The 26,531-nt window shown below is 31.1% G+C and carries 29 protein-coding genes and 1 riboswitch; of the genes, 1 reads left to right on the top strand and 28 read right to left on the bottom strand.

Going from position 1 to position 26,531, the window contains the following annotated elements; genetic code table 11:
- Position 1: 1 nt before the first annotated feature.
- The 26 genes from KQI89_RS02200 to KQI89_RS02075 all read right to left on the bottom strand — a co-directional run bounded on the left by KQI89_RS02200 (position 2) and on the right by KQI89_RS02075 (position 24,741).
- Positions 2–853: a GHMP family kinase ATP-binding protein gene (locus KQI89_RS02200; RefSeq protein WP_216455726.1), complete on the bottom strand. Its 852-nt coding sequence runs from the start codon at positions 851–853 to the stop codon at positions 2–4.
- A 9-nt stretch (positions 854–862) separates the two neighbouring features.
- On the bottom strand, positions 863–1,627 hold the full coding sequence (locus tag KQI89_RS02195; protein ID WP_216455725.1) for a cobalt-precorrin-6A reductase: 765 nt from the start codon (positions 1,625–1,627) through the stop codon (positions 863–865).
- 1 nt (position 1,628) lies between these two features.
- Positions 1,629–2,615 carry a cobalt-precorrin 5A hydrolase gene (gene cbiG / locus KQI89_RS02190; RefSeq protein WP_216455724.1) on the bottom strand — a complete coding sequence of 329 codons (987 nt, stop codon included), beginning with the start codon at positions 2,613–2,615 and terminating at the stop codon, positions 1,629–1,631.
- A complete protein-coding gene (gene cobM, locus KQI89_RS02185; protein WP_216455723.1) occupies positions 2,612–3,367 on the bottom strand; it encodes a precorrin-4 C(11)-methyltransferase in 756 nt (251 codons plus the stop codon). The genes cbiG and cobM overlap by 4 nt, the downstream gene beginning before the upstream one ends.
- A 1-nt stretch (position 3,368) precedes the next feature.
- Complete coding sequence (locus KQI89_RS02180; protein ID WP_216455722.1) at positions 3,369–4,046, bottom strand: cobalt-factor II C(20)-methyltransferase; 678 nt, start codon at positions 4,044–4,046, stop codon at positions 3,369–3,371.
- Between the two features lie 31 nt (positions 4,047–4,077).
- On the bottom strand, positions 4,078–4,638 hold the full coding sequence (cbiT, locus tag KQI89_RS02175) for a precorrin-6Y C5,15-methyltransferase (decarboxylating) subunit CbiT (protein ID WP_216455721.1): 561 nt from the start codon (positions 4,636–4,638) through the stop codon (positions 4,078–4,080).
- Position 4,639: 1 nt separating this feature from the next.
- The gene (gene cbiE, locus KQI89_RS02170; protein WP_032121519.1) at positions 4,640–5,254 is read right to left on the bottom strand and encodes a precorrin-6y C5,15-methyltransferase (decarboxylating) subunit CbiE; all 615 of its coding nucleotides are present in this window, start codon (positions 5,252–5,254) and stop codon (positions 4,640–4,642) included.
- Between the two features lie 13 nt (positions 5,255–5,267).
- On the bottom strand, positions 5,268–6,356 hold the full coding sequence (cbiD, locus tag KQI89_RS02165; protein ID WP_216455720.1) for a cobalt-precorrin-5B (C(1))-methyltransferase CbiD: 1,089 nt from the start codon (positions 6,354–6,356) through the stop codon (positions 5,268–5,270).
- 26 nt (positions 6,357–6,382) lie between these two features.
- Complete coding sequence (locus tag KQI89_RS02160; protein WP_216455719.1) at positions 6,383–7,006, bottom strand: precorrin-8X methylmutase; 624 nt, start codon at positions 7,004–7,006, stop codon at positions 6,383–6,385.
- A gap of 26 nt (positions 7,007–7,032) precedes the next feature.
- Positions 7,033–8,379 carry a cobyrinic acid a,c-diamide synthase CobB gene (locus KQI89_RS02155; RefSeq protein ID WP_216455718.1) on the bottom strand — a complete coding sequence of 449 codons (1,347 nt, stop codon included), beginning with the start codon at positions 8,377–8,379 and terminating at the stop codon, positions 7,033–7,035.
- On the bottom strand, positions 8,376–9,467 hold the full coding sequence (locus KQI89_RS02150; protein WP_246582937.1) for a pyridoxal phosphate-dependent aminotransferase: 1,092 nt from the start codon (positions 9,465–9,467) through the stop codon (positions 8,376–8,378). The genes KQI89_RS02155 and KQI89_RS02150 overlap by 4 nt, the downstream gene beginning before the upstream one ends.
- Positions 9,468–9,528: 61 nt before the next feature.
- Positions 9,529–10,476, bottom strand: a complete 948-nt coding sequence (cbiB, locus tag KQI89_RS02145) for an adenosylcobinamide-phosphate synthase CbiB (RefSeq protein WP_216455717.1) — start codon at positions 10,474–10,476, stop codon at positions 9,529–9,531.
- Between the two features lie 13 nt (positions 10,477–10,489).
- Complete coding sequence (locus tag KQI89_RS02140; protein ID WP_216455716.1) at positions 10,490–11,974, bottom strand: cobyric acid synthase; 1,485 nt, start codon at positions 11,972–11,974, stop codon at positions 10,490–10,492.
- Positions 11,975–11,985: 11 nt separating this feature from the next.
- The gene (locus KQI89_RS02135; protein ID WP_216455715.1) at positions 11,986–12,831 is read right to left on the bottom strand and encodes a sirohydrochlorin cobaltochelatase; all 846 of its coding nucleotides are present in this window, start codon (positions 12,829–12,831) and stop codon (positions 11,986–11,988) included.
- Positions 12,832–12,862: 31 nt separating this feature from the next.
- Positions 12,863–14,158: a glutamate-1-semialdehyde 2,1-aminomutase gene (gene hemL, locus KQI89_RS02130; RefSeq protein WP_216455714.1), complete on the bottom strand. Its 1,296-nt coding sequence runs from the start codon at positions 14,156–14,158 to the stop codon at positions 12,863–12,865.
- Between the two features lie 7 nt (positions 14,159–14,165).
- Positions 14,166–15,137 carry a porphobilinogen synthase gene (gene hemB, locus KQI89_RS02125; protein WP_032121512.1) on the bottom strand — a complete coding sequence of 324 codons (972 nt, stop codon included), beginning with the start codon at positions 15,135–15,137 and terminating at the stop codon, positions 14,166–14,168.
- Positions 15,138–15,158: 21 nt separating this feature from the next.
- On the bottom strand, positions 15,159–16,634 hold the full coding sequence (cobA, locus tag KQI89_RS02120) for a uroporphyrinogen-III C-methyltransferase (protein WP_216455713.1): 1,476 nt from the start codon (positions 16,632–16,634) through the stop codon (positions 15,159–15,161).
- A 15-nt stretch (positions 16,635–16,649) separates the two neighbouring features.
- Entirely contained in the window at positions 16,650–17,522 is an 873-nt protein-coding gene (gene hemC, locus KQI89_RS02115) for a hydroxymethylbilane synthase (RefSeq protein WP_216455712.1), read from the bottom strand.
- The gene (locus KQI89_RS02110) at positions 17,470–18,189 is read right to left on the bottom strand and encodes an NAD(P)-dependent oxidoreductase (protein ID WP_216455711.1); all 720 of its coding nucleotides are present in this window, start codon (positions 18,187–18,189) and stop codon (positions 17,470–17,472) included. The genes hemC and KQI89_RS02110 overlap by 53 nt, the downstream gene beginning before the upstream one ends.
- The gene (gene hemA, locus KQI89_RS02105; RefSeq protein ID WP_216455710.1) at positions 18,147–19,343 is read right to left on the bottom strand and encodes a glutamyl-tRNA reductase; all 1,197 of its coding nucleotides are present in this window, start codon (positions 19,341–19,343) and stop codon (positions 18,147–18,149) included. The genes KQI89_RS02110 and hemA overlap by 43 nt, the downstream gene beginning before the upstream one ends.
- 124 nt (positions 19,344–19,467) lie before the next feature.
- Positions 19,468–19,640, bottom strand: a riboswitch (cobalamin riboswitch).
- 411 nt (positions 19,641–20,051) lie between these two features.
- A complete protein-coding gene (locus KQI89_RS02100; RefSeq protein WP_216455709.1) occupies positions 20,052–20,882 on the bottom strand; it encodes an RnfABCDGE type electron transport complex subunit B in 831 nt (276 codons plus the stop codon).
- A gap of 14 nt (positions 20,883–20,896) precedes the next feature.
- Positions 20,897–21,475: an electron transport complex subunit RsxA gene (gene rsxA / locus KQI89_RS02095; protein WP_032121506.1), complete on the bottom strand. Its 579-nt coding sequence runs from the start codon at positions 21,473–21,475 to the stop codon at positions 20,897–20,899.
- A 22-nt stretch (positions 21,476–21,497) separates the two neighbouring features.
- Positions 21,498–22,172, bottom strand: coding sequence for an electron transport complex subunit RsxE (gene rsxE, locus KQI89_RS02090; protein WP_032121505.1), 675 nt, complete (start codon positions 22,170–22,172; stop codon positions 21,498–21,500).
- Complete coding sequence (locus KQI89_RS02085; protein WP_032121504.1) at positions 22,165–22,743, bottom strand: RnfABCDGE type electron transport complex subunit G; 579 nt, start codon at positions 22,741–22,743, stop codon at positions 22,165–22,167. The genes rsxE and KQI89_RS02085 overlap by 8 nt, the downstream gene beginning before the upstream one ends.
- Entirely contained in the window at positions 22,743–23,678 is a 936-nt protein-coding gene (locus KQI89_RS02080) for an RnfABCDGE type electron transport complex subunit D (protein WP_032121503.1), read from the bottom strand. Before KQI89_RS02080 ends, KQI89_RS02085 begins: the two co-directional genes overlap by 1 nt.
- Before the next feature lie 13 nt (positions 23,679–23,691).
- The gene (locus tag KQI89_RS02075; RefSeq protein ID WP_032121502.1) at positions 23,692–24,741 is read right to left on the bottom strand and encodes a 4Fe-4S dicluster domain-containing protein; all 1,050 of its coding nucleotides are present in this window, start codon (positions 24,739–24,741) and stop codon (positions 23,692–23,694) included.
- A 331-nt stretch (positions 24,742–25,072) separates the two neighbouring features.
- Between KQI89_RS02075 and mscL the strand changes: the two genes are divergently transcribed.
- Positions 25,073–25,480, top strand: coding sequence for a large-conductance mechanosensitive channel protein MscL (mscL, locus tag KQI89_RS02070; RefSeq protein WP_032121501.1), 408 nt, complete (start codon positions 25,073–25,075; stop codon positions 25,478–25,480).
- 82 nt (positions 25,481–25,562) lie between these two features.
- On the opposite strand, the gene KQI89_RS02065 is transcribed toward mscL, so the two are convergent.
- Together KQI89_RS02065 and KQI89_RS02060 are read right to left on the bottom strand one after the other, a co-directional pair.
- On the bottom strand, positions 25,563–25,907 hold the full coding sequence (locus KQI89_RS02065; protein WP_216455708.1) for a DsrE family protein: 345 nt from the start codon (positions 25,905–25,907) through the stop codon (positions 25,563–25,565).
- 31 nt (positions 25,908–25,938) lie between these two features.
- Entirely contained in the window at positions 25,939–26,478 is a 540-nt protein-coding gene (locus KQI89_RS02060) for a GNAT family N-acetyltransferase (protein ID WP_216455707.1), read from the bottom strand.
- Positions 26,479–26,531: the final 53 nt, after the last annotated feature.

Genomic DNA, 26,531 nt, shown 5'->3' with positions numbered 1-26,531 from the left:
TTCATCTCCTCTTTCTGTATGTATCTATTGATTTTAAAGTCTTTATACCGTAACATCTATAATCTTTTACTTTTATATTTAAGTTTAAAGCCTTTATCATCTTCTCTTCACTTTCATAAATTATGCCTAACATATCTCCACTATGAGCTCCAAGGATACCTACCCCTTCTGTATCTTTAGATATTTTAATAACTTCATCTAAAATATCATAGTAGAGTCTTTTTTGATTTTTTATTATACTCTCTGTACTTATTTTAGCCAAGGCTTTAATATCTTTTTCATGGAAAGCTTTTATTAAATCCTTCTCTAAATAGTCTAAGTGAGCTAAATCTTCTATGGATTGCTCATTGAATTGTACTGTATTTATACTTTTCTTACCCTCATATACCATTATATATAATTCCATATAATTACCTAGTTCTAATAAAAAATCACCTTTTTTATATTGAAACAATGTGGCCTTTTCAAATACTATGCTATCTGTAGGTTCTATAGCTATAGCTAATTTAATAAGTTCTTCCACTGAAAAATCCCTATTGAAACACTTTAAAAGACAATTATATAAAGCACAAATATCTGCAGTACTACTAGCAAATCCTTTGCCTCTTGGTATGTTTGATTTAATATCTATTGTAAAATTCTTATAAAGCTTTTCGTAACCCCAAAGCTTAAGAATATTCTCTAAAAATTCATAACACTTTTTATTGTTTATCTCAAGCTCTTCTCTTTTTTCTTCCTTTAAAGTAACTTCAGTATAAACATCACAGGGAAAAGACAAAAGTAAATCTCTACCTCCAATTTTACCTTGAAACACTTCTCCTATACTACCAGGATATTTACTCTTATAATACATAAACACCCCTTATAAAATAGAATTTAAATACTCTGAAAGCTTAGTTTCATCATTAAAACATATATCATAAGGTTTCTTTTTACGTCCTATAACTAAAACCCATAGGTCTTCCTCTATGGCAGATTCTATTTTCTCTCCAGTACCACCTTGAACACCGCTATCCTTCATTACTATTGCTTTAGCTTCATAAGCCTTTATAAAAGCCTTATTTAACTCTTTATCTATAGGACCTTTCATAGCAATTATATCTTCCACCTTAGCTCCAGCCTTTAAAGAACTATCTATAGAATCTAATGTTGGTAGTATCCTATGGATTATTCTATTTTTTAAATTCATGGAGGTAAATTTACCTATGTTTCTGCTTCCTGTAGTATTTAATATATTTCCTTCTATATCCTTTAGTTTTTCTTCTAATTCTTTATAATCTTCTACTAAAATAAGTTTTTCATAATCAATATATTTTTCTATTAAAGAAGCTCTTTCATATCTTATATATTGAATACCATATTCCTTGCATACCTCCATAGCATTCTGTGTCACAACTTCTGCATAAGGATGGGAAGCATCTATAAGTATCTTTACATTATTTTTTAGAAGCATTTCACTAAGTTCTTTTTTATCCAAAGGTTTCGTATTCAAATATTTATATTTATAACCTTTTAATAGTTCTCCACCATAATCTGTGGCAGTAGACACTACTATGTCCTCTGTATATCTATTTATCAGTGACAATAACTTTTTACCTTCAGAGGTGCCTAAAATCAATGCTATCATTCTACTCTTCCTCCAGTTCTCCTATACATAAGGTCATTCCTTCCAAGGATAATTTTTTTGTAAAAGCCTTAGCTCTAGAAAGCTCTACCACAGGTTCAGCTACAGCTTTAACTCCAATGGTTTTTTCTACAAAATTACTTCCCTCATATTTATATTGTACCTTTTTTATTTCTTCTAAGGAAAAAATATTTAGTAAGCAATCTAGATCCCTAGCTAAATCTTTTATTGCCCTCTCATGCCTTTTAACCTCTACAGTGGCAATAATTCTTACAGATCTTTTATCTATATTATAGTCTGACAGTGTTTGGAGTACCTTTTTTTTCATCTCTAAAGGGCTATAGTCCTTTTTACATCCAATACCTAAAACTATGTCTCTTCTTATAAGCTTTAAGCAAGGATTCGTGCCAATATCTATTTTATCTTTATTAGTTACAATAACTGAAGCTAAAGCCTCTGAAGGATTTTCTGTATATCCTTTAGGTAAAGAAATTAATGATTTTTCATCTTCAAAATACACCTTTTTGTTTTCTACTAGTAAAGCAGATATTTCTTTAGCTTTTTTTAAATCCTCAATAATTAATTCATTACTTTTAGCTATAATATCAGGGGCAGTTTTACCTAGGGTATCCGTGGCTGTAGTTATTACAGCTTCTGCTTTTAATATTTTTGATATACTTACACAAAGATCATTAGCTCCCCCTAAATGCCCACTTAAAAGACTTATAACGTATTTAGCATTATTATCTATTACTATTACTGCTGGATCCTTATCCTTTGTCGTAATAGTAGGAGCTATGGCTCTTACTGCAATGCCTGTAGCACTTATGAATATAATACCTTCATATTCTTTCATTAGCCTTTCAGTAAGCTCATACACATTAAAATCTTCTTTGTTTTTTTTATAATAATGGTGTAGATCCATATGCTCTTTTAGTGTTTCAGCAATAGCTAACCCTCTAGAAGTAAAGGTTACTATAGCTAGCTTCATGACCTTCCCTTTCTATACATATGAGAGAAACTTTCATCATAGAGAAGGCTCTTTTCATAATCACAATCTATAAAGTCTCCTACTAAAATTTGCGCACACTTTACTATATTAGCTTCTTTAACCTTTTCAGATATATCCTTTAAAGTTCCAAGGATAATCCTTTCATCTTCCCAAGTAGCCTTTTCTATTATTGCAATAGGTACATCTTCTCTACCATAACCTCTTTTTAGTTTTTCTACTACCTTATCTATCATAGATATAGATAAGAAAATTGCCATTGAAGCATTAGTTCTTGCTAGTATCTCTAAATCTTGCTCTTCTGGTACTGGTGTCCTTCCCTCTACCCTAGTTAATATAACAGTTTGACTTACAGATGGAAGTGTAAATTCCTTTTTTATTGCTGCTGCTGCCGCTGAGAATGAACTTACTCCTGGTATAACCTTATAGAAAATATTATATTTATCTAATTCATCCATTTGCTCCTTTATAGCACCATAGATGGCAGGATCTCCTGTATGAAGTCTTACAATTGTCTTTCCTTCCCCTTCATATTCTTTAATAGTTTCAATAACCTCTGGTAAAGTCATAGATGCTGAGTTATAAACTCTTACTCCTTCTTTGCAAAACTTTAAATGTTCAGAACTCACAAGAGAACCAGCATATATTACTACATCCGCCTTTGAAAGAACCTCTCTTCCTTTAACAGTTATAAGATCCACATCCCCTGGACCTGCGCCTATAAAATAAACCATATTAATTACTTCCTCCTCTTTTATGTGCGATAATTAAAGACATGTATTCTCTTTCTCTTAATATCTGTTCCCTATCTCTAATAACACCTTGACCTTCTCTTCCTGCTCTTTTTACATATACATACTCGTAGCCCTTTTCTTCTAAGAAGTTTATAACTTCTTCCTCTATTTTATAAACCTTCATTATAACTATATACTGCTCATCTTTTATTGTGTCTAACCTATTAGCAGGTACAATTAAAAGAGGTTCATCTCCAATTACTAATGGCTCCTTTGCAAGGCTAGCACAAGCACAAAAGGAAGTTATTCCAGGTACTGTTTCTGTTTCATATCCTTTTTCCTCTACATATTTTAATAAATATATGTATGTACTATATATAAAAGGGTCTCCTATGGTTAAGAAAACCACATCCTTACCTTCCATAAGCTTTTCTTCAATAGCTTTAAAAGCTTCATAAATCTTTTCTTCTTGGTCTTTTGAACCCATAGGGAAATGCTTAACTAATACCTCAGCGTCTTTACTTATATATTCTTCCGCTGTTTCATGAGCTATACTTTTTCCTCCTGACATAGCACTTGGAACCACCACTACCTGTGCGTTTTTAATAATATTAACTGCCTTTATAGTAAGCAATTCTTTATCTCCAGGGCCTACTCCTACCCCATATAATTTTGACATATACTCTCCTCCTAAAGCCTTTAATTACGAACTATTTTTTAGCCTCAACTATAAATATAGGATTACCTGCAAATAGCATTGAACTTCTACCTTTAGTTTTACTTACAGATACTTGACTACATTCTACAGCGAATCCCAATGCTTTTAATGTACTCATAGCTTTATATAAATTATCAATGGTTATAAAATTTAAAACCATCTTCCCTTTATCTTTAAGTAGTTTAGCGTAATTTTTAATTATATCTTCAATATTTCCGCCACTACCTCCAATAAATATTCTATTAAATTCACCTTTTATATCATTAAAGGCTTCTAGAGCCTCTCCTTCTATTATTTTTATATTGTTGCATTGAAATTTATTTATATTTTTATATATTGTGTCTAAGGCTTCACTATCTCTTTCTATACCCACCACTTCACCATTACAGCATATTTTAGCTGCCTGAATGGTAACGCTACCTGTACCAGCACCAATATCTAAAACACTATGATCTTCTTCAAGTTCTAGTTTTGCTATGCTTAGTATTCTTACTTCTTCTTTAGTCATAGGGCAATCCCCTCTTAAAAACTCCTCATCTTTTATAAAGATCATATTAATCCTCCATTTCTAAAACTTCTATAGCTACAACAGATAGACTAGAAAAATCCTTATGAATTAAATTGTAATTGAGATCTATGGTTATAGTTTCATCTTCATAAGAAAGATTTTCACCTATATATATTTTAGCTTTAATTTTGTTTTCTAGAAGCTTTTCACATAAGTAACCTGGACTATTATTTCTATCCGTTAACCAAAAAGAAATCCTGTTTTCTTTAACCTTGTTTAAAAAGTCTTCCTCTCTACCGTGGACACTACCTAAATAAGCAAAGCTCCAACTTTTATTTATTTTCGATGACAGGTATTGAAAAGAGCTTATACCAGGAATTACTTCTACATTCCCCTTATAATTTCTGTTTATAAAATCACTTATTCCATAAAAACATGGATCCCCTGATGCAATAACAGAAATTTTCATATCTTCATTCTCTTTAGCAATACTTAATACTTCTTCTATAGATTTTATAGGAATTTTCTTTACTGAAACAAAATCTATACTTTTTAAAGCTCTGTTAAATCCCACTATAAAGTCACTATTACTTAAAATTTCTACAGCTTTAGGTAATATGTAATCTTTATGACCTGGTCCTATGCCTACTATATAAAGCATTTATCTCACCCCATTAATGATGAATTTTACACAAAACTTTTCTATCTTTAGTATTACAAAACATTATTACTTCTACACTTAATGTATTATAACAGTAAGTCTCTATTCTCTTTTTTACTTTCTTTCCTATATTATAGTAAATATCCTCGTATTGCTTTGGAATTAACTTAACGGCTCCATCTGTAGTTTTTTGGGAGTAGATAAGATTTACAAGTTCCTTATCAGCTCCCATTAAAGCTAACTCTAGTGCTAAAACCTCTAGCCTAACATCACACACCCTGCTATGGGTTTGAAAACAACCAGCAGATATTTTTCCAAGTTTACCTATATGCCCTACTATAGCTATATCTTTTAAACCCTTCTCCATACATACATCTAAGGCAAAACCTATATAATTTGATACTATAACTGTCTGTCTTTTATCATAACCTTGGTTTATAGCTTCCTCTTCCCCTATATTACCAAAAACCAATACTAAGCTTTTGTTTTCTCCTTGAAGCTTTTGCTCCATTTCAATCTTTATAGATTCCTTTAAAGCCTCTTCTGACATTGGGGTTACAATTCCAGTGGTTCCAAGTATGGATATACCACCTACTATACCTAACCTAGGATTAAAGGTTCTTTTTGCAATTTCTTCACCTTCAGGAACAAAAATAATGATTTCTATTCCACTATTTTTAGGTAGTATATCCTTAACTTCTTTCTCTATCATAGATCTTGGCACAGGATTTATGGCCCATTCTCCTTTTTTCATAGGAAGTCCATTTTCTGTAACTACCCCTATCCCTTTTCCACCTTTTAAACTATATCCATCTTCTTTCAAAATAGCCCTTGCCCATATTTCTGTACCATGGGTGGCATCTGGATCATCTCCACCATCCTTTAACACACAACATTCTACATAGCCATCCCCTCTATTGAATTTTTCTATGGGAATGTTTAGTTTTATCCCTTTAGGTGTATCTATTTCTACATTATATATAGATTCTCCAGGATTAAACAACATTATTGTAGCTGCCTTTGCTGCTGCTGTAGCACAGGAACCTGTTGTGTATCCGCATCTTAATCTTTTTCCATTAAAATTAACATATAGGTCTAACAAATTTATCACCTCTTTAATCAAGGGATTTATCTTTCGATTAGCATATATAAAAGAGCATTTACTATAGCTGCTGCTACAGTACTTCCTCCTTTTCGTCCTCTTACAGTTATCATAGGTAATTGTAATTTTTCTATTTCAACCTTAGATTCACTGGCACCTACGAATCCAACAGGTGCTCCTATGATAAATGCAGGGTTTCCTTTCCCTTCTTCTGTAAGTTCCTTTAATTTAAACAAAGCTGTAGGAGCGTTTCCAAAAACAAAGAACTCTACTCCTTCTTCTAGAGCAGTTTCCACTGCTGCCATAGACCTTGTTATACCTTTCTCTTTAGCCATTTCATGGGTTTCTTCTTTATTTACATAACATACTACTTTACAACCTAATTTATCTAGAGCCTTTTTGTTTATTCCAGATAAGGCCATATTAGTATCTGTATATATAGTTATTCCCTTTTTTAATAGCTCCTTTGCCTTTTCTATAGATCCTTCTCTTATATAAATTAAATCTTTATATTCGAAATCTGCAGTGGTATGTATAACTCTTTTTACTATTAATAATTCTTCCTCTGAAAATTTACTTTCGCCCATTTCACTGCCTATTATTTCAAAGCTTTTCTTTTCTATATCCATTGGAATCTTTATATAATCCATTTAATCACTTCCCTATTAAAAGTATTTTATTGAGAATTTACCATTTTTCTATCCCAAGCCTTATTTAGTAAACTCTCTATAAAATCTAAATTATTATAAAAATGCACATGAGCATATCCACCTAAGGTGTTGTTTTTCATATACCCACATTGCCAAATTTTAGTACTATCATCATAAAGAATTTTAGTTAATTTATAAATCTTATCCTCAGATATGTTTACAGAGGATTTATGAAACTCATGACAATTTATAGTAAGCCCTAAGGGTAACAAATTATTCTTTTTATCTATACTTAGCTCTGCATATCCAAAGTTTTGTAATCTCTTATTCATTACTGCCTCACCTTTTAAAAAACCTACCATTTCCCTGTTTTCTATAGAGCTACAAAGATACATTAACCCTCCACACTCAGCATAACAAACTAATCCACTATCTAAAGCTTTTTTTATACTCTCTCTAATAGACGAATTCTCCATTAGTTTGTCTTTAAAAATCTCCGGATATCCTCCTCCTATATATAAAAAGTCAGTATCCTCTGGTATATTTTTATCATAAAGAGGACTAAAAAATGTAACATTACCAGCTTTTTTAAGTATTTCTATGTTATCTTCATAGTAAAAAGAAAAGGCTTCATCTTTGGCTATAGATATATTTATATCTCTTTTCTCTATAGCTTTTAATGGTATGTAGCTAGAATTTATCTCTTTGAATACTTCTAACATCATATCAAGGTCTATGTATTTATCTACTAAATCGCTTATATAATCTATCTTTTCCTTAAGATTATGTACTTCACTGCTTTGGATAAGCCCCAAATGCCTACTTCCTATATTTATGTTTTCATCCTGTGGTATATATCCAAAAACTTTTAAATTACAATGTTTTTCTATGGCCAACTTTAATATTTTATAGTAATTTTCTGTTATGTTATTAAGTATTACTCCACCTATATTTATATCATCAAAGTTTTTTATTCCATTTAACTCGGCACAAAGGGTAATACTCTGACCCTTAGGGGATATTACAAGTACTACAGGTATTCCTAGAGTCTTTGCTACATGAGCTGTGGAGTACATGTTATCTATACCCTTACCATCATAAAGTCCCATAACTCCTTCTATTATACCTAAGTCTTTGCCTAAAGAACTTTCATTGTATATTTGTTTTACAGCATCTTCTCCTGTCAAATATATATCTAAGTTTCTAGACTTGTTTCCAGTAATGTAACTATGGAAAGCAGTATCTATATAGTCTGGCCCTACCTTATAGGGTTGAACATTAAAGCCCTTTTTTATAAGACTATTCATAATACCTAAAGTTAAGGTGGTTTTTCCTCCACCACTTTTATTAGAGGATAGTATTATGCTTTTCATATGGAGCCCAACTCCTTTTCTATAGTTTTTAAAGTATTTATTAAAATAGAGTTTCTATAAGAATCTTTTATGGCAAATCGTACATGATACTCATCTAAACCTTTATAATTATCACATACTCGTATTAGCAGATTTTTCTTTAAACAATACTCATATAACTCTTTCCCTTTTAAGTTTTTCAATTTGCATAATACAAAATTTCCTGATGTTTTATAGACTTTTTCTATAAAATCTATATCTTTTAGCAAAGGAGTAATCTCTTTTCTACAACCCTCTATCCACTGTAAACTGTTTTTAATATATTTCTCATCTTTTAACACTTCACAAAGAGCCATATCAGCAAAACAATTTATATTCCATGGAATTTGTTTGTTTTTTAATTCTTCTATTAATCCTCTGTCTTTGCTTATACCATATCCTGCCCTTATACCTGGCAGTGCAAAGAATTTAGTAAGTGCTCTTATTATAAATAAACAATTATACTTATCTATATCTTCAACAAAACTTAAAGCCTTATCTCCGGCAAACTCTATAAAAGCCTCATCTATAATAGCAGTTATCCCTTTTTCTTCACAAATGTCCAAGATTTCATAAAACCTATCTTTCTCTATTAAAGCTCCATTAGGATTATTGGGATTACCTAAGACTAAAGCCTGACATTCCACCATTTTCCTTTTTATATCCTCATAATCTAAATCCATATTTTCATCCAAATAAGAGTATTCTATTTTAGATCCAGACTTTAGTGCGCAATCTTCATACTCTACAAAGGAAGGTACCACTATAAGGATTTTACTAAAGTTACTAATAACTAATTGTATTATTTCTGCTGCTCCATTGCCCAATAATATGTTCTCCATGTCCACTTTGTTATGTAGATATTCTACTATTGAGCTCTTGGCTCTTCTGTAATGTAAATCTGGATATCGCAAAATAGCATCCATAGCTTCTTCCATATTTTTTGTAAAGGTATCTGGTACTCCTAAGGGATTTATATTAGAACTAAAATCTAATAGATCCCTACATTTAAATAATCCCTCTGTATATATATCTCCTCCATGTTTAGCTATAGGTTTATCTTTAGTCAAAGTTATCCTCTCCTATTCATCAGAAAGCTAATTAAGGTGTTTCTGTTATCACTTACCATAGTTATTGGATTAGTTTTAAAACTCCAAAGTATAAAGCATAAAATAATACCTCACTAAAATACATAAGTTTAATGGTATTAATTATATGTATATTTTTAAGTTCCACCACGGAATCTCCTATGGTAGGTTTTTCTATTATTTCTCCAAAATAAGTATTAGTTCCACCTAATTGAATGTTTAATGCTCCTGCTACAGCTGCCTCTGGATAAGCACAATTAGGGCTTTTATGATTTTTTCTATCCCTTATCATAATTTTAAAAGCATTTAATATGTTTCCCTTCACCAAAGGTGCTGATAGACATATCAAAGCTCCCGTAATTCTAGCAGGTACATAATTAAATATATCATCAATTTTTGCTGGAAAGTATCCTATATACCTATATTTATCATTCATATAACCTAGCATAGAATCCATAGTGTTTACAGCTTTATACATCATAGCTAAAGGCGCTCCTCCTATAGCTGCAAATAACAAAGGAGCAATTACTCCATCAGATGTGTTTTCAGCTACAGTTTCAATATCCGCTCTTATAATTTCTTTTTCAGAAAGATTTTCTGTATTTCTTCCTACTATATAAGATAGATGAAGCCTTGAAGCCTGAATATCTTCTTTTATAAGATCTTCATATATTTTTTTTCCTTCTTTATGAAGACACCTGGCAGCTATAGTAGTCCAAAGCATAAATATACTTAATAAGTGATATAAAATTTTGTAAGGTTTGGCTAAATATAAAATTACATAAGGGATAAAAAAGCTTGTGGCACATAAAATGAAAACTATAAATAATCCATATATCTTTAGATTTTTTTCATTCTTTATTATTTTTCTACCCTTATTCTCTAAGAACCTTATAACCTTCCCCATATAAATTACTGGATGAGGAAACCCATAAGGATCCCCAATTATCCAGTCAATTATTATAGCTACAGCTAAATCCACTAAAAACAACTTACTACCTCCGCTATTTAATATCAATTATTCTGTAAATTTCATCCATATTTAAGCTTTTCCTAACTATTTCAGATAGCTTATCTAGTTCTTTTTCACGAAGGCTTTCATACTCAGGGGACTGTTTCTCTCCTAATCCCTTCTTTATTCTTAATGGGTTTAATACATATTGTCTAAAAGTAGGTGAATCAAAAACTCCGTGGATATACGTACCCATTACAGTACCTTCTGTATTAACAGCTCCATCATACTTTATTTCTTCTTTATTATTAATTTCATTTATTTTAAAAATAGATTTCACCTTAGGATTTTTAATGGTGTTTCCTAAATGTATCTCATATCCGTATATCCTATTTGCTTCCTCTTTAGAGTCTAAAAGTACCCCTTCTATTCTAGTCATGGTTTTTTCCTTTTCAAATATAGTGTCTATATCTAAAAGGCCCATAGCTTTAATTTCCTTTTCATCAGTTTCTAAGGAATAAGGGTCTTTTATAGAGTTTCCTAAAATTTGATATCCACCACATATACCTATGACCATATGTTCTTTTGCATAATCCTTTATCATATCTTCTAATCCCGTTTTTCTTAAATACAATAAATCTTCTATGGTATTTTTACTACCTGGTATTATAACTAAATCCGGTTTTCCAAAACTCTCTTTATCTCTTACAAATCTTATAGAAACATCTTCTTCACAGTTAAAGGCATCAAAATCGGTAAAATTAGATATATGAGGAAGCTTTATTACAGCTATATCTATATCTTTATCAGCTTTATTATTAAAAGTAATAGCACTATCCTCGTCTTCTAGATTTAAATTAAAATGAGGTACCACTCCTAAACAAGGTATATTTATTATATTTTCAACCATATCTATACCTGGCTTTAATATATCTAAATCCCCTCTAAATTTATTTATAATAAAACCTTTAACTCTAGCTTTTTCCTCTTCTTTTAATAAAAGCATAGTTCCTGCAAGAGAAGCAAAAACTCCTCCTTTATCAATGTCTCCTACTAATATAACAGGGGCATCCACAAGCTCTGCCATCCCCATATTTACTATATCTCTGTCTCTTAAATTTATCTCTGCGGGACTACCAGCACCTTCCATAATTATTGCATCATACTTACTTTCTAGATTTATAAAATCCTCTTTAAGCATGTCTTTAAATATAGGTTTTAATTCATGGTATTCCATAGCAGAAGTATTTCCATATACTTTTCCATTTACTATAACTTGACATCTTTTATCTGTGGTAGGTTTAAGCAATATAGGATTCATGTAAGCCTCCGGTTCAAGGCCAGCAGCATAAGCCTGAAGTACCTGTGCTCTTCCCATTTCTTTACCGTCTAATGTGATATAAGAATTTAAAGACATATTTTGAGACTTAAAAGGACAAACCTTATATCCATCTTCTTTTAATATTCTGCATAATGCTGTTACCAAAATGCTTTTTCCCACAGAGGAAGCAGTACCCTGAATCATTATTTTTGACATATTATCTTCTCCTACGCAAACAAATTTTTTCCTTTTGTTGTTTTACCTAAATTGTCATATCTATTATCTATAGCATCTTTTATATGTTCTATATAAATATCCTGAAACTCAGATATCTCACCTAGTCCGTGCATATGTACATTTACTTCAAATCCTGACTTTTCTAAAATACTTTTCCATGAATCATCTTCATCACTTGCCATATCATTTTTAGCGTGATCCCCTGCTACCACCATTAAAGGAGCCAAGGTCAATTTATCCATATTTTTGGCTTTTAATTTTGGAATAATATCTTCTAATGTAGGATATCCTTCTACGTTAGCTATAAGCACTTTATTATATCCTTTATCCATTAATACTTGTTGAAAACAAACATATGCTGCATTAGCGTAATGTGTTGTCCCATGTCCCATAAGCACTAAGTTTTCATAAGAATTTAAAAGTTTGTCTATAGATTCTATTAAAATACTATAATCGTCTGGTATGTCTTCTTCATGACCTTTAAAATAAAGTATAGGTCTTCCTACTTGAATTTTGCTAAAACATTCTTTTTCAATATATTGATCTACAACACCGTTTATATAATCAAATTCTAATCCTGGTATTATATGAAGTGGTTGAACTATTACCTCTTCATATCCATCCTTGTATAACTTCTCTAAAGCTTCTTCTGGAGTAAGTTCTATTATACCATCCCTGTTTTTTAAAACATTTATTATAATATGAGCTGTAAAAGCTCTTCTCACTTCATAATCTTTATAAGTTTCTCTAACCTTTTTTTCTATGGCATCTATGGTAACTTTTCTAGTATCGTAATGGGTGGTACCAAAGGATACTAAAAGAATTGCTTTTTTCATAACTTCACCTCTAAAATTTATTTTTCCTGTATTATCTATTATTTACTGGTTCCCAACTTCTCATAGCTTCTAAGAACTTTTCTATATGATAATCTTCCATCTTTACATTTAAGAATAAAGCCTCAAACTGAGAAGGTGGAAGGTTAATGCCTTTAAGAAGCATATGTTTAAAATAAGAAGCATACAATTTTGTATTGCTTAACTTTGCATCCTCATAATTTCTTATAGCATCTAGATCATTAAAGAATATAGTAGCCATAGCTCCTCGTCTATTTACTACTACATTTAATCCTTTTTCTTTAGCTACTTTTTTTACACCCTTCTCCAGCAAATCTCCTAAGGATTCAAGTTTATTATAATAGCTAGGATTATCATACAATTTTTTTAATGTAGTATAACCTGCCGCCATAACTAAAGGATTGCCTGACATAGTTCCTGCCTGGTATACACTTCCTAAAGGAGATAGATGTTCCATAATTTCTCTCCTACCACCATAGGCACCTGAAGGAAGTCCTCCTCCCATTATCTTAGCAAAGGTAATTAGATCCGGTTTTATTCCATAAAAACTTTGAGCTCCTTTATAAGCCACTCTAAATCCACTCATAACCTCATCAAATATTAAAAGAGTTGCATTTTCCTTACATAGTTTATGAAGCTCATATAAAAACTCTTTCTCAGCAGGTATAACCCCCATGTTCCCAGCCACAGGTTCAATTATAACCGCCGCTATATCCATAGCACAGCTACTAAATATGTCCTTTACACTTTCAATATTATTATAAGATGCAATAAGTGTATTTTTTACGCTATCTTTAGGAACTCCTGCTGATCCAGGTATTCCCTCTGTCATAACTCCGGAACCTGCACTTACTAAAAAACCATCAAAGTGACCATGGTAACAACCGGCAAATTTAATTATTTTATCTCTTCCTGTATATCCTCTTGCAAGTTTAATAGCACTCATGGTAGCCTCTGTACCAGAGTTAACCATTCTTATCATATCTACATTGTCTAAAGTTGTACACATATGCTTTGCTAATCTTAACTCAAGTTCTGTGGGTGCTCCAAAAGCTATAGCTTCTTCAGAGGTATCCTTTATAGATTTTACCACCTCTTCATCACAGTGACCTAGTATCATAGGTCCCCACGCTCCTACAAAGTCTATATATTCTTTTCCTTCTTCATCATATACATAGGTTCCATTGCCTTTTTTTATAACTGGTGGGGTTATATCTAAATCTTTAAAAGCTCTAACGGGACTGTTAACCCCTCCAGGCATATATACTTTTGACTCTTTAAATATTTCTTCATTCTTATTTAAATCCATATACACTCTAAAAATCCTCCTTTATCCACTCTGCAGCTTGTAGAGCATAATATGTTATTATTATATCCGCTCCAGCTCTTTTTATAGATAATAACATCTCTAGCGCAATAGCTTTTTCATCTACTAATCCCTTTTCTGCCGCAGCTTTTATAAGGGCATATTCTCCACTTACAGAATAAGCTGCTATAGGATAATCAAACCTATCCTTTGCCCATCTTATAATATCTAAATAAGATAAGGCTGGTTTCACCATTATTATATCTGCCCCCTCTTCTATATCTCCTTCAATTTCTCTCATGGCCTCTTTTATGTTTCCTGGATCCATTTGGTAGGTCTTTCTATCTCCAAATTGCGGTGTAGAGTGAGCAGCTTCTCTAAAAGGTCCATAAAAGGCTGAAGAGTATTTAGCACTATAGCTCATTATAGAAACACTTTCATATCCTTCTTTATCTAAAGCCTTTCTTATAGCTTTAACTCTTCCATCCATCATGTCCGATGGTGCTATCATATCCGCTCCTGCTCTAGCATGGGATACTGATATTTTTGCAATAATTTCTACAGATTTATCATTGATTATCCTAGAATCCTCTACAATTCCACAATGTCCATGGTTTGTATACTGACACATGCATACATCTGTAATAATCCATAAATCCTTATGTAATTCCTTAATTTTTCTAATAGCCCTTTGAACTACTCCATTATCATCATAAGCAGAGGATGCAAAGCTATCTTTATGCTCTGGCAATCCAAAAAGTATAATACCTCGTATGCCTGAACTTTTTACCTCTTCTACAACTTCTTCTAATCTATCAATAGAGTAATGATAGGTTCCAGGAAGAGAACTTATCTCTTCTTTTATATTTTCACCTTCCACTACAAATATAGGAAAAATTAAATCCTTAACAGATAGTGTAGTTTCCCTTACTAAATCTCTTATTTCTTTTCTTTCTCTTAATCTTCTATTTCTTTTAATCATTTGAAGCACTCCATTCTAATATTAATTATTGCCCCATAACTGTAAAAGTTTTTTTATTATTCCTTCTTCAGAGTATTCATCACAACTTATGCAGTTTAATCCTTTTTCTACTATAGCCTTTTCTGTAATTGGTCCAATGGCTATTATATTTTTTTTATTTATTTCACTAAGTCCCACCAAATCTATCATATTATTAAAGGTAGATGGACTTGTAAATATAACTATATCAACATTTTCAAAAGAATTTATGTTTTTATTATCTCCTTTTGACACATCATATATATGTACCTTGTCTACCTCAGCCCCTAATTCACTTAAGTTCTTATCTATATAGTCTCTAGATTTTAAAGAGCAAGGAATTAATACCTTATCTCCTTTTTTAACTAAAGGCTTTAATTTATCAACCAAGTCCTCAGCTATAAATTGATCTGCTAATATTTCTGCTACTATACAATTATCTAAAAGGGCGTTATAACTTCCCTTTCCAATAGATGCAAATTTACCTTTAATATTTCTTATATCTATATGTTTCTCCTTTAGATAAGTAAAAAATAAGTTAACTGCATTTACACTAGTAAAAATTAAATAATCATATTCATATAATCTATCTATATAGGGCTCTAGATTAAATTTTTGTTCTTCTATTTTTATGGCATTTATTTCAGTTATGTCAGCACCTAATCCCTTTAACTTTTCTCCTATGGATTTAGATTGCTCCTTTGTTCTAGTAATGCATATATTCTTACCGAAAAGAGGTTTCTTTTCTCTCCAATTTAGATTTTCACTAAGTTCCACCACAGAACCTACCATTATGATGCAAGGAGATACTAATTTAGCCTCACAAACCTTTTCTAAAATATCACTTAAATTACCTATTACAGACTTTTGCTTAGAGGTTGTTCCTTTCATAATAACAGCGCAAGGAGTACTTTCTTTCATACCCTCTTTTGTCAAATTATTTATTATTATTTCTAAGTTATTTAATCCCATTAAGAAGATTAAAGTACCTTTAAGTCTAGATACAGCATTCCAATCAATATCTAGTTTATCCTTAGCCATAGCTGTAAAAACATGAAAACTTTGGCTTATACCTCTATGCGTTACTGGTATACCAGCATAACTAGGTACTGCAATAGCAGAAGTTATTCCTGGAACAACTTCAAAGGATATATCTTCCTCAATCAAGGATAAAGCTTCCTCTCCCCCTCTGCCGAAAACATAAGGATCTCCACCTTTAACTCTCCCTACCACATGACCTTTTTTAGCTAGCTGTATCATAGTTTTATTTATTTCTTCTTGAGTTTTATAGTGACATCCCGGTTCCTTTCCACAGTAATAAATCTCACAATTTTCATTTAAATACTTTAAAACATTTCCACCAATGAGTCTATCGTATAAAACAGCAGTACATTTTTCTAAAGCCTTAATAGCCTTCATTGTAAGTAACTCTTCATCTCCTGGTCCTGTACCAATAAGAAAAACCTTTCCAAACTCCATTATATTCCCTCTTTTCTATGCCTTAAGAATTTTTTCTGCTAGTGCTTTTCCTAAGTTTAAGTAATCCTCTTTGTTTCCTACTATGTCTTTCTTTACTATTTTGCCTCCTACATCATAAAGACCTATAAGATACATTATATTTCCTTCTAAATATCCATAGGCACCAATACAACTATGGCAATTACCATTAAGAGCCTTCATAAACTCTCTTTCCGCTTCTACACATATTCTTTCATCATAAAAGTCAAGACTTTTAAAAACTTTTGCATCTTTCATATCCTTTACAATCTCTATGCCTAGAGCACCTTGTCCTACTGCTGGAACGAACTCAAAAGGATCAAGATAATCTGTAATTATACTTTCCATATCTAATCTTTTTAATCCAGCTGCCGCTAATATAATTCCATCTAAATTCTGCTCTTTCATCTTGCTTATTCTAGTTTGTACATTTCCCCTTATAGGAACTATCTCTATTTGAGGATTCAAAAGTTTAAGTTGTACCGCACGTCTTATACTACTTGTTCCTATTTTAAGAGATTTCTTTTTGCTAAAAAAACTTTCTCCATAAAGAGAAATATAAGCATCTCTCACATCTTCTCTTTCCGGTATAGCAGCTATTTCAAAATCTGATTCTAGAGAAAAAGGAACGTCTTTCATGCTATGAACCGCAGCATGAGCTTTTCCTTCCAATAGGGCAATCTCTATATCTTTTACAAAAACACCCTTCCCACCGATTTTATCTAGGGTTACATTTAGATTTTTATCCCCTGTTGTTTCTATTAATAGTTTTTCACTTTTTATACCAAAATCTTTTTCAATAAGCCCCATTATTATTTCAGTTTGAGCTTGAGCTAACTTGCTTTTTCTTGTAGCAATTTTCATATTCAATCCATTCCACTCCTAAAAAATCAATTAATGTAGGATAAAACATCAATAATACCTGAATTCCATACCCCTTTTCAAAATAGTATTTAAAGTCTTCTTGTGAAATAAAGCTTAAAATTTCTTTTTTAAAACCTTCAGATTTCACTCTTTCTCTTAGGATATTTCCAAAGGCTATAAAATTATCAAAGTCTACTAAATAGTTTTCAATAGAATTTGCTAAGTACTTAGAAAGCTTTGGGTTTCCTTTCTTAATACTTAAAGCGAAATTTATTTCCTTTGTACTTCTTTGTATAGGTACCACAAAATTACCTTGAGTAAAATCCCAGCAGGTAAGATATAGTTTATTTAACTCTTCGCAATGTTCTATTATTTCATCAGTAATACCTTTGTCCTCTAAAGCTATTATGATTAAGTGTTTATCTAAAATATATGTTTTTTTATAACTATCTTTTATAATATGTAAATTTTCCTGATTAAACTCATTAAATCTTTTTTCAAAGCTTTTAGCTACCACAGAAACTTGGCATCCCCTATTTATGAAAGCTTTAGTTTTAATATAACCAGCTTCCCCTGCTCCAAATATTAAAACCTTAAGTTTTTTCGATATTAAAGATATAAAAGCAAAATCTAATCCATCCTCAGAAAAATCCTCTCTATTATTTCTTGACATTGCTTTTCACTTCCCTTTAATTTTTCTTCTTTTAATACTTCCATGGCTCTATGTAAGTAATAATCAGAGGTGCTTTTCAACATGGTTTTTACTAGCATCTCGTTATCCTTAGTATATTTTTTTCTATTATAGCTATCAAATCTGCGATTATGTATGTGTTCACCTTGTTTTGACATCTTATGAAATAGAGGTGCTAACTCCCTTAAGCTTTCCCACTGTAAAAATTCATCAATATGCTTTTCTATTATATATCTATTTTTTTCCATTTCCACTTTTCTTTTTTCTCTATTACTCTTATCCATTTTTCCAATATCATCAATATGATAAAGTTTAATGTATTCTAGTTTTTCTATCTCCGAATCTACATCTCTAGGTAGGGATAAATCGAATATTACAAGCGGGTGATTTTCTACTTCTTCTTTGTATATAATTATGTGGGGAGCTGATGTACAGCTTATTATAATCTCTACATCTTTTATAAATTGATTTTTTTCATTATAAGATATTACTTTAACTCTAGGATCATTCAAAACTATTTTTTTAGGGTCTCTCACTACTAGGTATAGATCTGTGAAATCGAAACTACTTAAGTACTTATATACAAGCTTTCCTACTTCTCCAAAACCAATCATCATTATCTTCTTCTTATTTTCTCTAATAATTTCCTTTGCGACTATAGATGATGAGGATACAGGAATCTTATACAATTGTGCCTTATATCTAAACTCCTTGCCACAGGCTATAGCCATTTGAAATAATCTTTGAAGCTGATTACCAATAGTGTTACACTCTAAAGCCATTTTATAAGCCTTCTTTGCCTGCCCTAGTATTTGATCCTCTCCTAAAATTTTAGAGTGAAAGCCACTACAGACCTCCATTAAATGTTTTACCACTCCATAATCTCTAGCAGTAAAAATATACTTTATATATTCCTTATTCCAGTTTAATAAATTAAAAACCTCTTCTATTTTTATTTCTTTATCATCACTACAATTAACATATATTTCCGTCCTGTTACAAGTATTTATTATTACAGCTTCTTTAGATATTTTCATCATATCTTGTAAAACATCCTTTTCTCTTGAGGGTGTTATAGAAAGCTGTTCTCTTATTTCAATAGGACAGCAACTCTTTATACCTATGAGTTGAATCATCAATATCATCTCCAAATGTCTATTTAAAAACAATAAAATAATAAACTCACAGCATCTGTGAGTTTATAATTTTTACAAATAAAAATATTAATAAATTATAAACGCCACTGCCTTCCCTCCGAAGGATTAGCTAAAGCTTATGGCAGGTCTCCTGACTCACGCATCTTTCTCCTCCTACCTTCCCAGCCTATAGCCAGTGGTTAGGATTCGTCTTCGCATACAGTAGCGGGGGCTGTAGTGTTTTTCACTTTCCCTATTAAACTTCTATAAAGAAGAACCATAATCTTAAAATTAAATTTTACATATATAATTATATAGTCATTTTAGCAAAGTTTCAAGGAAATATTTATACACAAATCCATCTGTATACCGACTGGTAACATTTATTAATAAAATTTCATGTAAAAACTATATAAACTTTATTGATTTTCTATTTACTTTCATAAACAAAGTCGTTGCCTTTAGAGGGAGTTTTTACTCCCTGTAAAGCTTAGAAATCCTTATCCAGGGACATAGCAGTTCTTTATTTCCACTTTGAATAAGATGGAAATATTAGAGTGGCAATCACGATATATATAGGAAATAGAGGTTGTAACCCATGTGGTTTTAAGGTTTTTAACCCAGAAGAATCTTTTATGAAATAGGTAATAACATTTAAAAACCACCATAGCTAATTTAAATTTAAACTAACTACAGTGGTCTTATTAATTAAGAAACTTTAATTTCTACTTCTTTTTTATTAGGTTCTCCTGTAATTGCTTTAGTTGGACACTTTTCATAACATATTCTACATTGAGTACATTTTTCATAATCTATAGAAGCAAGATTAGAGTTCACAAATACTGCTTCTGAAGGACAGTTTTTCTCACAAATTTTGCACCCTATACATCCTATTCCACAATTTTCTCTGACCTTTTTACCTAAATCTTTAGAGTTACATCTAACTCTTATTTTATTTTTAGCTGGAACTGAAACTATAAGTCCTTTTGGACATATATTCATGCAGGCTCCACAGTTTGTACATTTACTTTCGTTAATAACTGCTATACCATCAACTATACTTATAGCATCAAACTTACAGACACCTATACAAGTACCTAATCCTAAACATCCTGATTCACATCCTTTAGGTCCTTGTCCTGGAAGCTTACTAGCTTCAATACAGTCCACTATCCCCTCATATATATACTTATCTTTGCTTTTTTCGCAATCACCGCCACATCTTACGAAGGCAATTTTCTTTTCCGTTTCTTTACTTTCAACACCTAAAATCTCCCCAATAGCTTTAGCTACAGAGCTTCCTCCAACAGTACAACTATTAATATCTGCTCCCTCTTCAACTACAGCTTTAGCATAAGCATCGCAACCTGCAAAACCACAGCCACCACAATTAGCTCCTGGTAAAGCTTCTCTAACTACAGGAACTCTCTCATCAACCTTAACTTCAAATTTTTTTGATGCATAACCTAGTAAAACTCCAAATATCATTCCAATAGCTCCTAAGCTAAGCATTGCATATATTATACCTGTTACATCCATTTAACTGCACCTCCTTATCTTATAAGACCTTGGAATCCTAAAAATGCAATAGACATTAATCCTGCTGTAATTAATGTTATAGGCAATCCTCTTAATACTAAAGGTATATTTTCATTATTATCTATTCTCTCTCTTATTCCTGAAAGTAAGACAATGGCAAGCATATAACCTAAAGCCGCCCCTAATCCATTAACTACAGATTCTAAAAAGCTATAACTTTCTTGTATATTTAATACAGCTACTCCAAGTACAGCACAGTTAGTAGTAATAAGTGGTAAAAATATTCCTAAAGCTTTGTAAAGCTTTGGACTCATCTTTTGAATAACCATTTCAACAAATTGAACCAATGCGGCTATTACTAAAACAAAGGCAATGGTCTTTAAATAGGTTATATTTAAAGGTTCCAATATAAAATGGTATACGCTATATGACATAACAGATGCTAATGTCATAACAAAGGTAACTGCAAGTCCCATTCCCACTGCTGCATCCGTTTTTTTAGAAACACCTAAAAATGAGCATATACCTAAAAATCTTGATAATACAAAGTTATTTACTAGCATTGAACTAATAAATATTAGAAAAATTTTCATGCTTTTTCACCCCTTTAATTCTTTAGGATTCTATTACTCTTCCACAACCCATACTACATTTGCTACAGTCATGATCTAGCATCTTACATTTACTCTTATCTTCCGCTTTTCTCAAATTAACCCAGTTTAAAAGAGCCATTAGAATACCTAAAGTAAAGAAAGCACCTGGTGCTAATACCATGATAGAAGCTGGTTGATATGCTTTTGGCATAATTTGAAACTCAAAAACAGTTCCTGCTCCTAATAATTCACGAACTATTCCTAGTATTGTTAATGATAAAGTGAAACCTAATCCCATTCCTAAAGCATCAAATATTGAAGCTATAGGTGGATTTTTAGAAGCATAAGCCTCTGCTCTTCCTAGAATTACACAGTTAACAACTATCAGTGGTATAAATATACCAAGAGACTTATATAAAGCCGGAACATATCCATGCATTAAAAATTCTATAACCGTAACAAAGCTTGCTATTATAACTATATAAGCAGGTATTCTTATCTTAGAAGGTATTAACTTTCTAAGGATAGATATAGCTAAATTGGAAGCAATAAGAACTACAGTAGTAGCTATTCCCATACCAATAGCATTCTTAGCACTAGAAGTTACCGCTAGAGTTGGACACATAGCAAGCACTTGAACAAAAGTTGGGTTTTCAGTTATTATTCCATTTTTTAATCTTTCAATAGCACTATTCATTAGCTCCAACAGCTCCTTTCAAGTTATTATTATAAAATTCGATGGCAGCATTAACTCCACCTACAACCGCAGTAGAAGATACTGTAGCTCCTGTTACTCCTTCTACCTCATCATCTTTACCAGAAGGGGTTTTTGTGAGTTTAATACCCTTTTCGATTTTCTTTTCTTTAAATTTATTAGTAAAGTCCGTTTTCTCAACTTTAGATCCAACTCCAGGTGTTTCTGAGTGGGATACTATTTTAATACCTGTAACATCTCCAGCATCCGATATACCTACCATAGTTTGTATATCCCCATGAAATCCTTTTGAAGTTACATTTATAAGATAACCGACCTTTTTGTCTCCCTTATAAGCCTCAAGTACTTCATTTATAGAACCCTCTTTAGATAATTCTATTTTCTTATCTTTAACTACCTCTGCTTCTGGCATAATTACACTTAATTCTTTCTTGTCTAATTTACCATTTTTTTCAATAGCCTCTTTAGTTCCTTCATAAGAAAGACCTAATATAAGTCCCGATAAGGCTGTTATTATAAGTAGTATTACTCCTAACTTAATATTTTCTTTCATTATGCTGTTTCCTCCTTTAATCCTATTACATTTATTCTATCGATTATAGGTGTTACAACATTCATTATAAGTATTGAATAATAAGCACCTTCAGTGTTATATCCATATACTCTAAACAGTATAGTCATTAAACCTGCACCTACACCAAAAATTATTTTACCCTTTGTAGTTATAGGGGTACTAGAATAATCATTAGCACAGAAAAACGCAGTAAGTATAATGCTTCCAGTCATAAGGGTTCTAACTACATCCCCCGTAAAAAATCCTTCTTTCCCAAAGATCCAAGAGGCTAATGCCACTGTAATTAGATAGCTTGCAGGAATTTTTAAGTCTATAACCCCTCTTATGATTAAGTATAAAGCTCCAATACATAAGGCAAGTATAGATACTTCTCCTATATTACCAGTTGCTTGTCCTATAAATACTTCCCATAAGCTTGGAAGAGCTGTAGTTACTGCTTCACTAGCTGAAGTAACTGCCTCAGTAGCCTCACTAGCAGAAGATGCTGCATCCGTAACAGGTTTAATCATAGCCGCAGACCAGGAAGTAAGTAAGAAAATCTTAGCCGCTAGAGCTGGATTCATAAAGTTTTGAGCAAAGCCTCCAAAAAATTGTTTAACCACTATTATTGCAAAAATACCTCCAATTATAGGAATCCAAATAGGAACATGGGTTGGAAGTACAAAAGCTAATATAAGTCCTGTAATTGCCGCACTAAAATCATTAATAGTTACTGACTTTTTACATAGTTTTTGCCAAATGGCTTCTGTTACAATGCAAGTTATCACGGAAGCTAATATTATTTTCAAGGCATCCATTTTATAGAAATAAATAGACGCTCCTACTATTGGTAATAATGATATAAATACATCTCTCATTATTTTATTTACTGAATTATTTGTACGTGTATGTGGTGAAGCTGAAACTACATACATTTACATACACCTCCTATTTTGTATCCAATATTATATTTTTTGCTGTATTTATGGATTGAACTAAATGCCTTTTTGAAGGACATACATAAGAGCATAGACCACAATTTATGCAATCTAGACCTTTAGCCTTCTTGAATCTATCAAAATTTCTTTCAATAGCATAATCCTTTAACTTCATAGGTACTAGCTTTTTAGGGCAAATATCTATGCAGTTTCCGCATCTTATACAGACCTCTTCCTTATATGAAGGACTTTCTTTTTCTGTTAAAAATAATAAAGAAAAGTCTCCAGATTTTATTTGATCATCTAATTGAAAGATCCCTTGCCCTTTAAGTATACCCCCTGATATAATCTTATAGGGTTCCTTATTAAAACCACCTAATGCATCTACTATTTCTTTGTAAGTGCTTTCTTTAGCTATAGTAAACACACCTTTTTTGTTTACTGCACCACCATCTATATTTATCAAAAAATTAGTTATTTTATTGAAATTAATCAATTGATAGATATAATATAAATCTAATAAAGACTCTACAACTACAGAGTTTTGATTTTGTAAGTTTAACTTTTCTTTTAAGAAATCATCACCTAGCCAACCATAATGATTAGGTAGTATTTCCATATTTTTGTTAGAGGTATTGCTTAGTATTTTTTCTGATTTATCTTTTAATCCTTCTTCGGAAACAATTACAAGTTTCTTAACATTAAAAATATTGCATATTGTATCCAGTGACCCCTGAATTTCTTTTACATAGTTATCTAATAGTACTTTGTTTAACCTTACTGCAGGGTCATTATCTAAAGCGTTAATCACCAGAACATCAATTTCTTTATTTATTTGTTCATATTTTAAATAAGAATCCTTAAGAGAATTTATTTCCTTTATATGGTTCTCTTTTAACAAATTAATAAATTCCTCTTTGCTTAAAGGTTTTCTTTTTTCCTGTGATATGCTTTGGTCTTCTTCATCTTTTGATATTAACTCTAAAATTGACTCAGCATCTTGCCTTATATATTTTTTCTTAACTTTATTCATTTCATATAATATATTAAGCTTGCTCATTTTGCACCCCCACCTTAACTATAAGTTTTACAATACCGCATAACGACTTAATTCTACCATATTTAACATAGTTGAACAATATATTATATTTTTTTTAACAAAGTATCTAATTTAGGTAAAATAAAAAATATTTTTAATATTTTTCATAATACTATACATAGCTTATATACATTGATTTTATAAAAAAAATAATTGTATATTATACCCATTATTATTGTTATTTTTTTAACTTTTCCAAAATTTTTAGAATATTGTTTTTCTATGTATTTTTATTGAAAAATCTATTCCACAATGTTATGATTTTATTAAGTTTTTTGTGAGGTGATATAATATGTTGAAAGAATTTAAAGAATTCGCCATGAAGGGAAATGTAGTAGACCTCGCCGTAGGTGTTATTATTGGAGGTGCCTTTGGTAAAATAGTTACTTCTCTAGTAAATGATATAATTATGCCTTTATTAGGATTATTACTAGGTGGTTTAAATTTTACTAGTTTACATTATACTTTAAGAGAAGCTGCTGATCCAAAGAATTCATTGGTTTTTAACTATGGACAATTTATTCAAAATATATTTGATTTTCTTATAATAGCTTTTTCTATTTTTTTATTTATTAAGTTGATAAATAAATTTAAAAGAAAGGAAGAAGTTAAAGAAGAACAGGTTGAAGCTCTTCCAACAAAAGAAGAAGTTTTACTAACAGAAATAAGAGACCTTTTAAAGAAAGATTTAGATAAATAAGTTTTATAGTTATAATAAAAATATTTATTAATAAGAAAAACCCTTCTCTTTAGAAAGGTTTTTCTTGTTTTGATATCTAATATTAAGGCTTTAAATAGGCATACCCTTCATATTGTTTTCTTACCATATATTCTACCGCTGAACTTATAACTTCTATTTCTTCCAATAACTCTTCTTCCTTTATACCATAAGTTTTTAAAGAATTTTTGCATAGAAGTATTCTTATATTTTTACTTTTTAAATCCTTTAGTCTTTCATAATATTTATTATCTTCACTAATAAAGCTCTTCACAGCTAAAGCATTTACTACAATCTCTATATTAACCTCTTCTCCCTCTATATTCTTTATTAAATTTAAAGCATTAGACATAACCAAAGGAAGTTTTTCATTTTCATCTAAATGAAAAATAACTTTATATTTTATCACTTAAAACTCCTCCTACAATTTAAAGCAAATCTTATTTTTTTAATCCTAGATATTCCTCTTTTAAAAGTCCCATTATCATTTCATCATGATATTTTCCGTCTTTATATATTTCTTGCCTAAGTACACCTTCATTTATAAATCCACATTTCTCATAACATTTAATAGCCCTTTTATTAAAGGAGTATACTTTAAGCTTTATTTTGTTTATATTCATTTGATCAAATATAAATTTAATTAGAACCTTCATAGCATCAGATCCATAACCTTTTCCCCAATAATTTTTATCTCCTATGAAGATGCCCACCTCTGCTACACTATTTTTCCAATCTATATTATTAATACCACAGCCTCCAATATAAATTTCACGCTCTATAGTTTCTATAGCAAAGTTATAGCAATCCTTTGAAGCTGATTGCATCTCAAACCACTTTATTTCGTCTTCCAATGTATAAAGATAAGGTATTCCTGGATGTAGATATCTTTTAATCTCTGCATCATTTATATATCTTTGAGCTTCTAGTATATCCTCTCTTCTATATTCTCTTAATCTAATTTTTTCCCCAGTATACATGTTATCCCTCCTATAATTTTATAAATTTATTTAATAATAAGTCCAAACTTTTA

This window comes from Clostridium simiarum, assembly GCF_018919175.1.
GTDB lineage: Bacteria > Bacillota > Clostridia > Clostridiales > Clostridiaceae > Clostridium_L > Clostridium_L simiarum.
Note: the sequence above shows the minus strand (reverse complement) of the source record. Positions and strands in the feature narration are given on the sequence as shown.

Coding starts and splice junctions, on each gene's coding strand:
- KQI89_RS02100 (WP_216455709.1), bottom strand. CDS start 20,882: ATGGATGTAACAGGTATAATATATGCAATGCTTAGCTTAGGAGCTATT.
- KQI89_RS02200 (WP_216455726.1), bottom strand. CDS start 853: ATGTATTATAAGAGTAAATATCCTGGTAGTATAGGAGAAGTGTTTCAA.
- cbiG (WP_216455724.1), bottom strand. CDS start 2,615: ATGAAGCTAGCTATAGTAACCTTTACTTCTAGAGGGTTAGCTATTGCT.
- KQI89_RS02075 (WP_032121502.1), bottom strand. CDS start 24,741: ATGAGCAAGCTTAATATATTATATGAAATGAATAAAGTTAAGAAAAAA.
- hemB (WP_032121512.1), bottom strand. CDS start 15,137: ATGATTAAAAGAAATAGAAGATTAAGAGAAAGAAAAGAAATAAGAGAT.
- KQI89_RS02110 (WP_216455711.1), bottom strand. CDS start 18,189: ATGTCAAGAAATAATAGAGAGGATTTTTCTGAGGATGGATTAGATTTT.
- hemA (WP_216455710.1), bottom strand. CDS start 19,343: ATGATTCAACTCATAGGTATAAAGAGTTGCTGTCCTATTGAAATAAGA.
- KQI89_RS02195 (WP_216455725.1), bottom strand. CDS start 1,627: ATGATAGCATTGATTTTAGGCACCTCTGAAGGTAAAAAGTTATTGTCA.
- cbiE (WP_032121519.1), bottom strand. CDS start 5,254: ATGCTTTATATAGTAGGCATAGGACCAGGTCATAAAGATTACATATTA.
- hemL (WP_216455714.1), bottom strand. CDS start 14,158: ATGGATTTAAATAAGAATGAAGAAATATTTAAAGAGTCAAAAGTATAT.
- mscL (WP_032121501.1), top strand. CDS start 25,073: ATGTTGAAAGAATTTAAAGAATTCGCCATGAAGGGAAATGTAGTAGAC.
- KQI89_RS02060 (WP_216455707.1), bottom strand. CDS start 26,478: ATGTATACTGGGGAAAAAATTAGATTAAGAGAATATAGAAGAGAGGAT.
- KQI89_RS02140 (WP_216455716.1), bottom strand. CDS start 11,974: ATGTCAAAAATAATGATTCAGGGTACTGCTTCCTCTGTGGGAAAAAGC.
- KQI89_RS02080 (WP_032121503.1), bottom strand. CDS start 23,678: ATGTATGTAGTTTCAGCTTCACCACATACACGTACAAATAATTCAGTA.
- KQI89_RS02135 (WP_216455715.1), bottom strand. CDS start 12,831: ATGAAAAAAGCAATTCTTTTAGTATCCTTTGGTACCACCCATTACGAT.
- cobA (WP_216455713.1), bottom strand. CDS start 16,634: ATGGAGTTTGGAAAGGTTTTTCTTATTGGTACAGGACCAGGAGATGAA.
- cobM (WP_216455723.1), bottom strand. CDS start 3,367: ATGGTTTATTTTATAGGCGCAGGTCCAGGGGATGTGGATCTTATAACT.
- KQI89_RS02180 (WP_216455722.1), bottom strand. CDS start 4,046: ATGTCAAAATTATATGGGGTAGGAGTAGGCCCTGGAGATAAAGAATTG.
- KQI89_RS02155 (WP_216455718.1), bottom strand. CDS start 8,379: ATGAAAAGCATAATACTATCCTCTAATAAAAGTGGTGGAGGAAAAACC.
- rsxE (WP_032121505.1), bottom strand. CDS start 22,172: ATGAATAGTGCTATTGAAAGATTAAAAAATGGAATAATAACTGAAAAC.
- KQI89_RS02085 (WP_032121504.1), bottom strand. CDS start 22,743: ATGAAAGAAAATATTAAGTTAGGAGTAATACTACTTATAATAACAGCC.
- KQI89_RS02160 (WP_216455719.1), bottom strand. CDS start 7,006: ATGGATTATATAAAGATTCCAATGGATATAGAAAAGAAAAGCTTTGAA.
- cbiT (WP_216455721.1), bottom strand. CDS start 4,638: ATGATCTTTATAAAAGATGAGGAGTTTTTAAGAGGGGATTGCCCTATG.
- rsxA (WP_032121506.1), bottom strand. CDS start 21,475: ATGAAAATTTTTCTAATATTTATTAGTTCAATGCTAGTAAATAACTTT.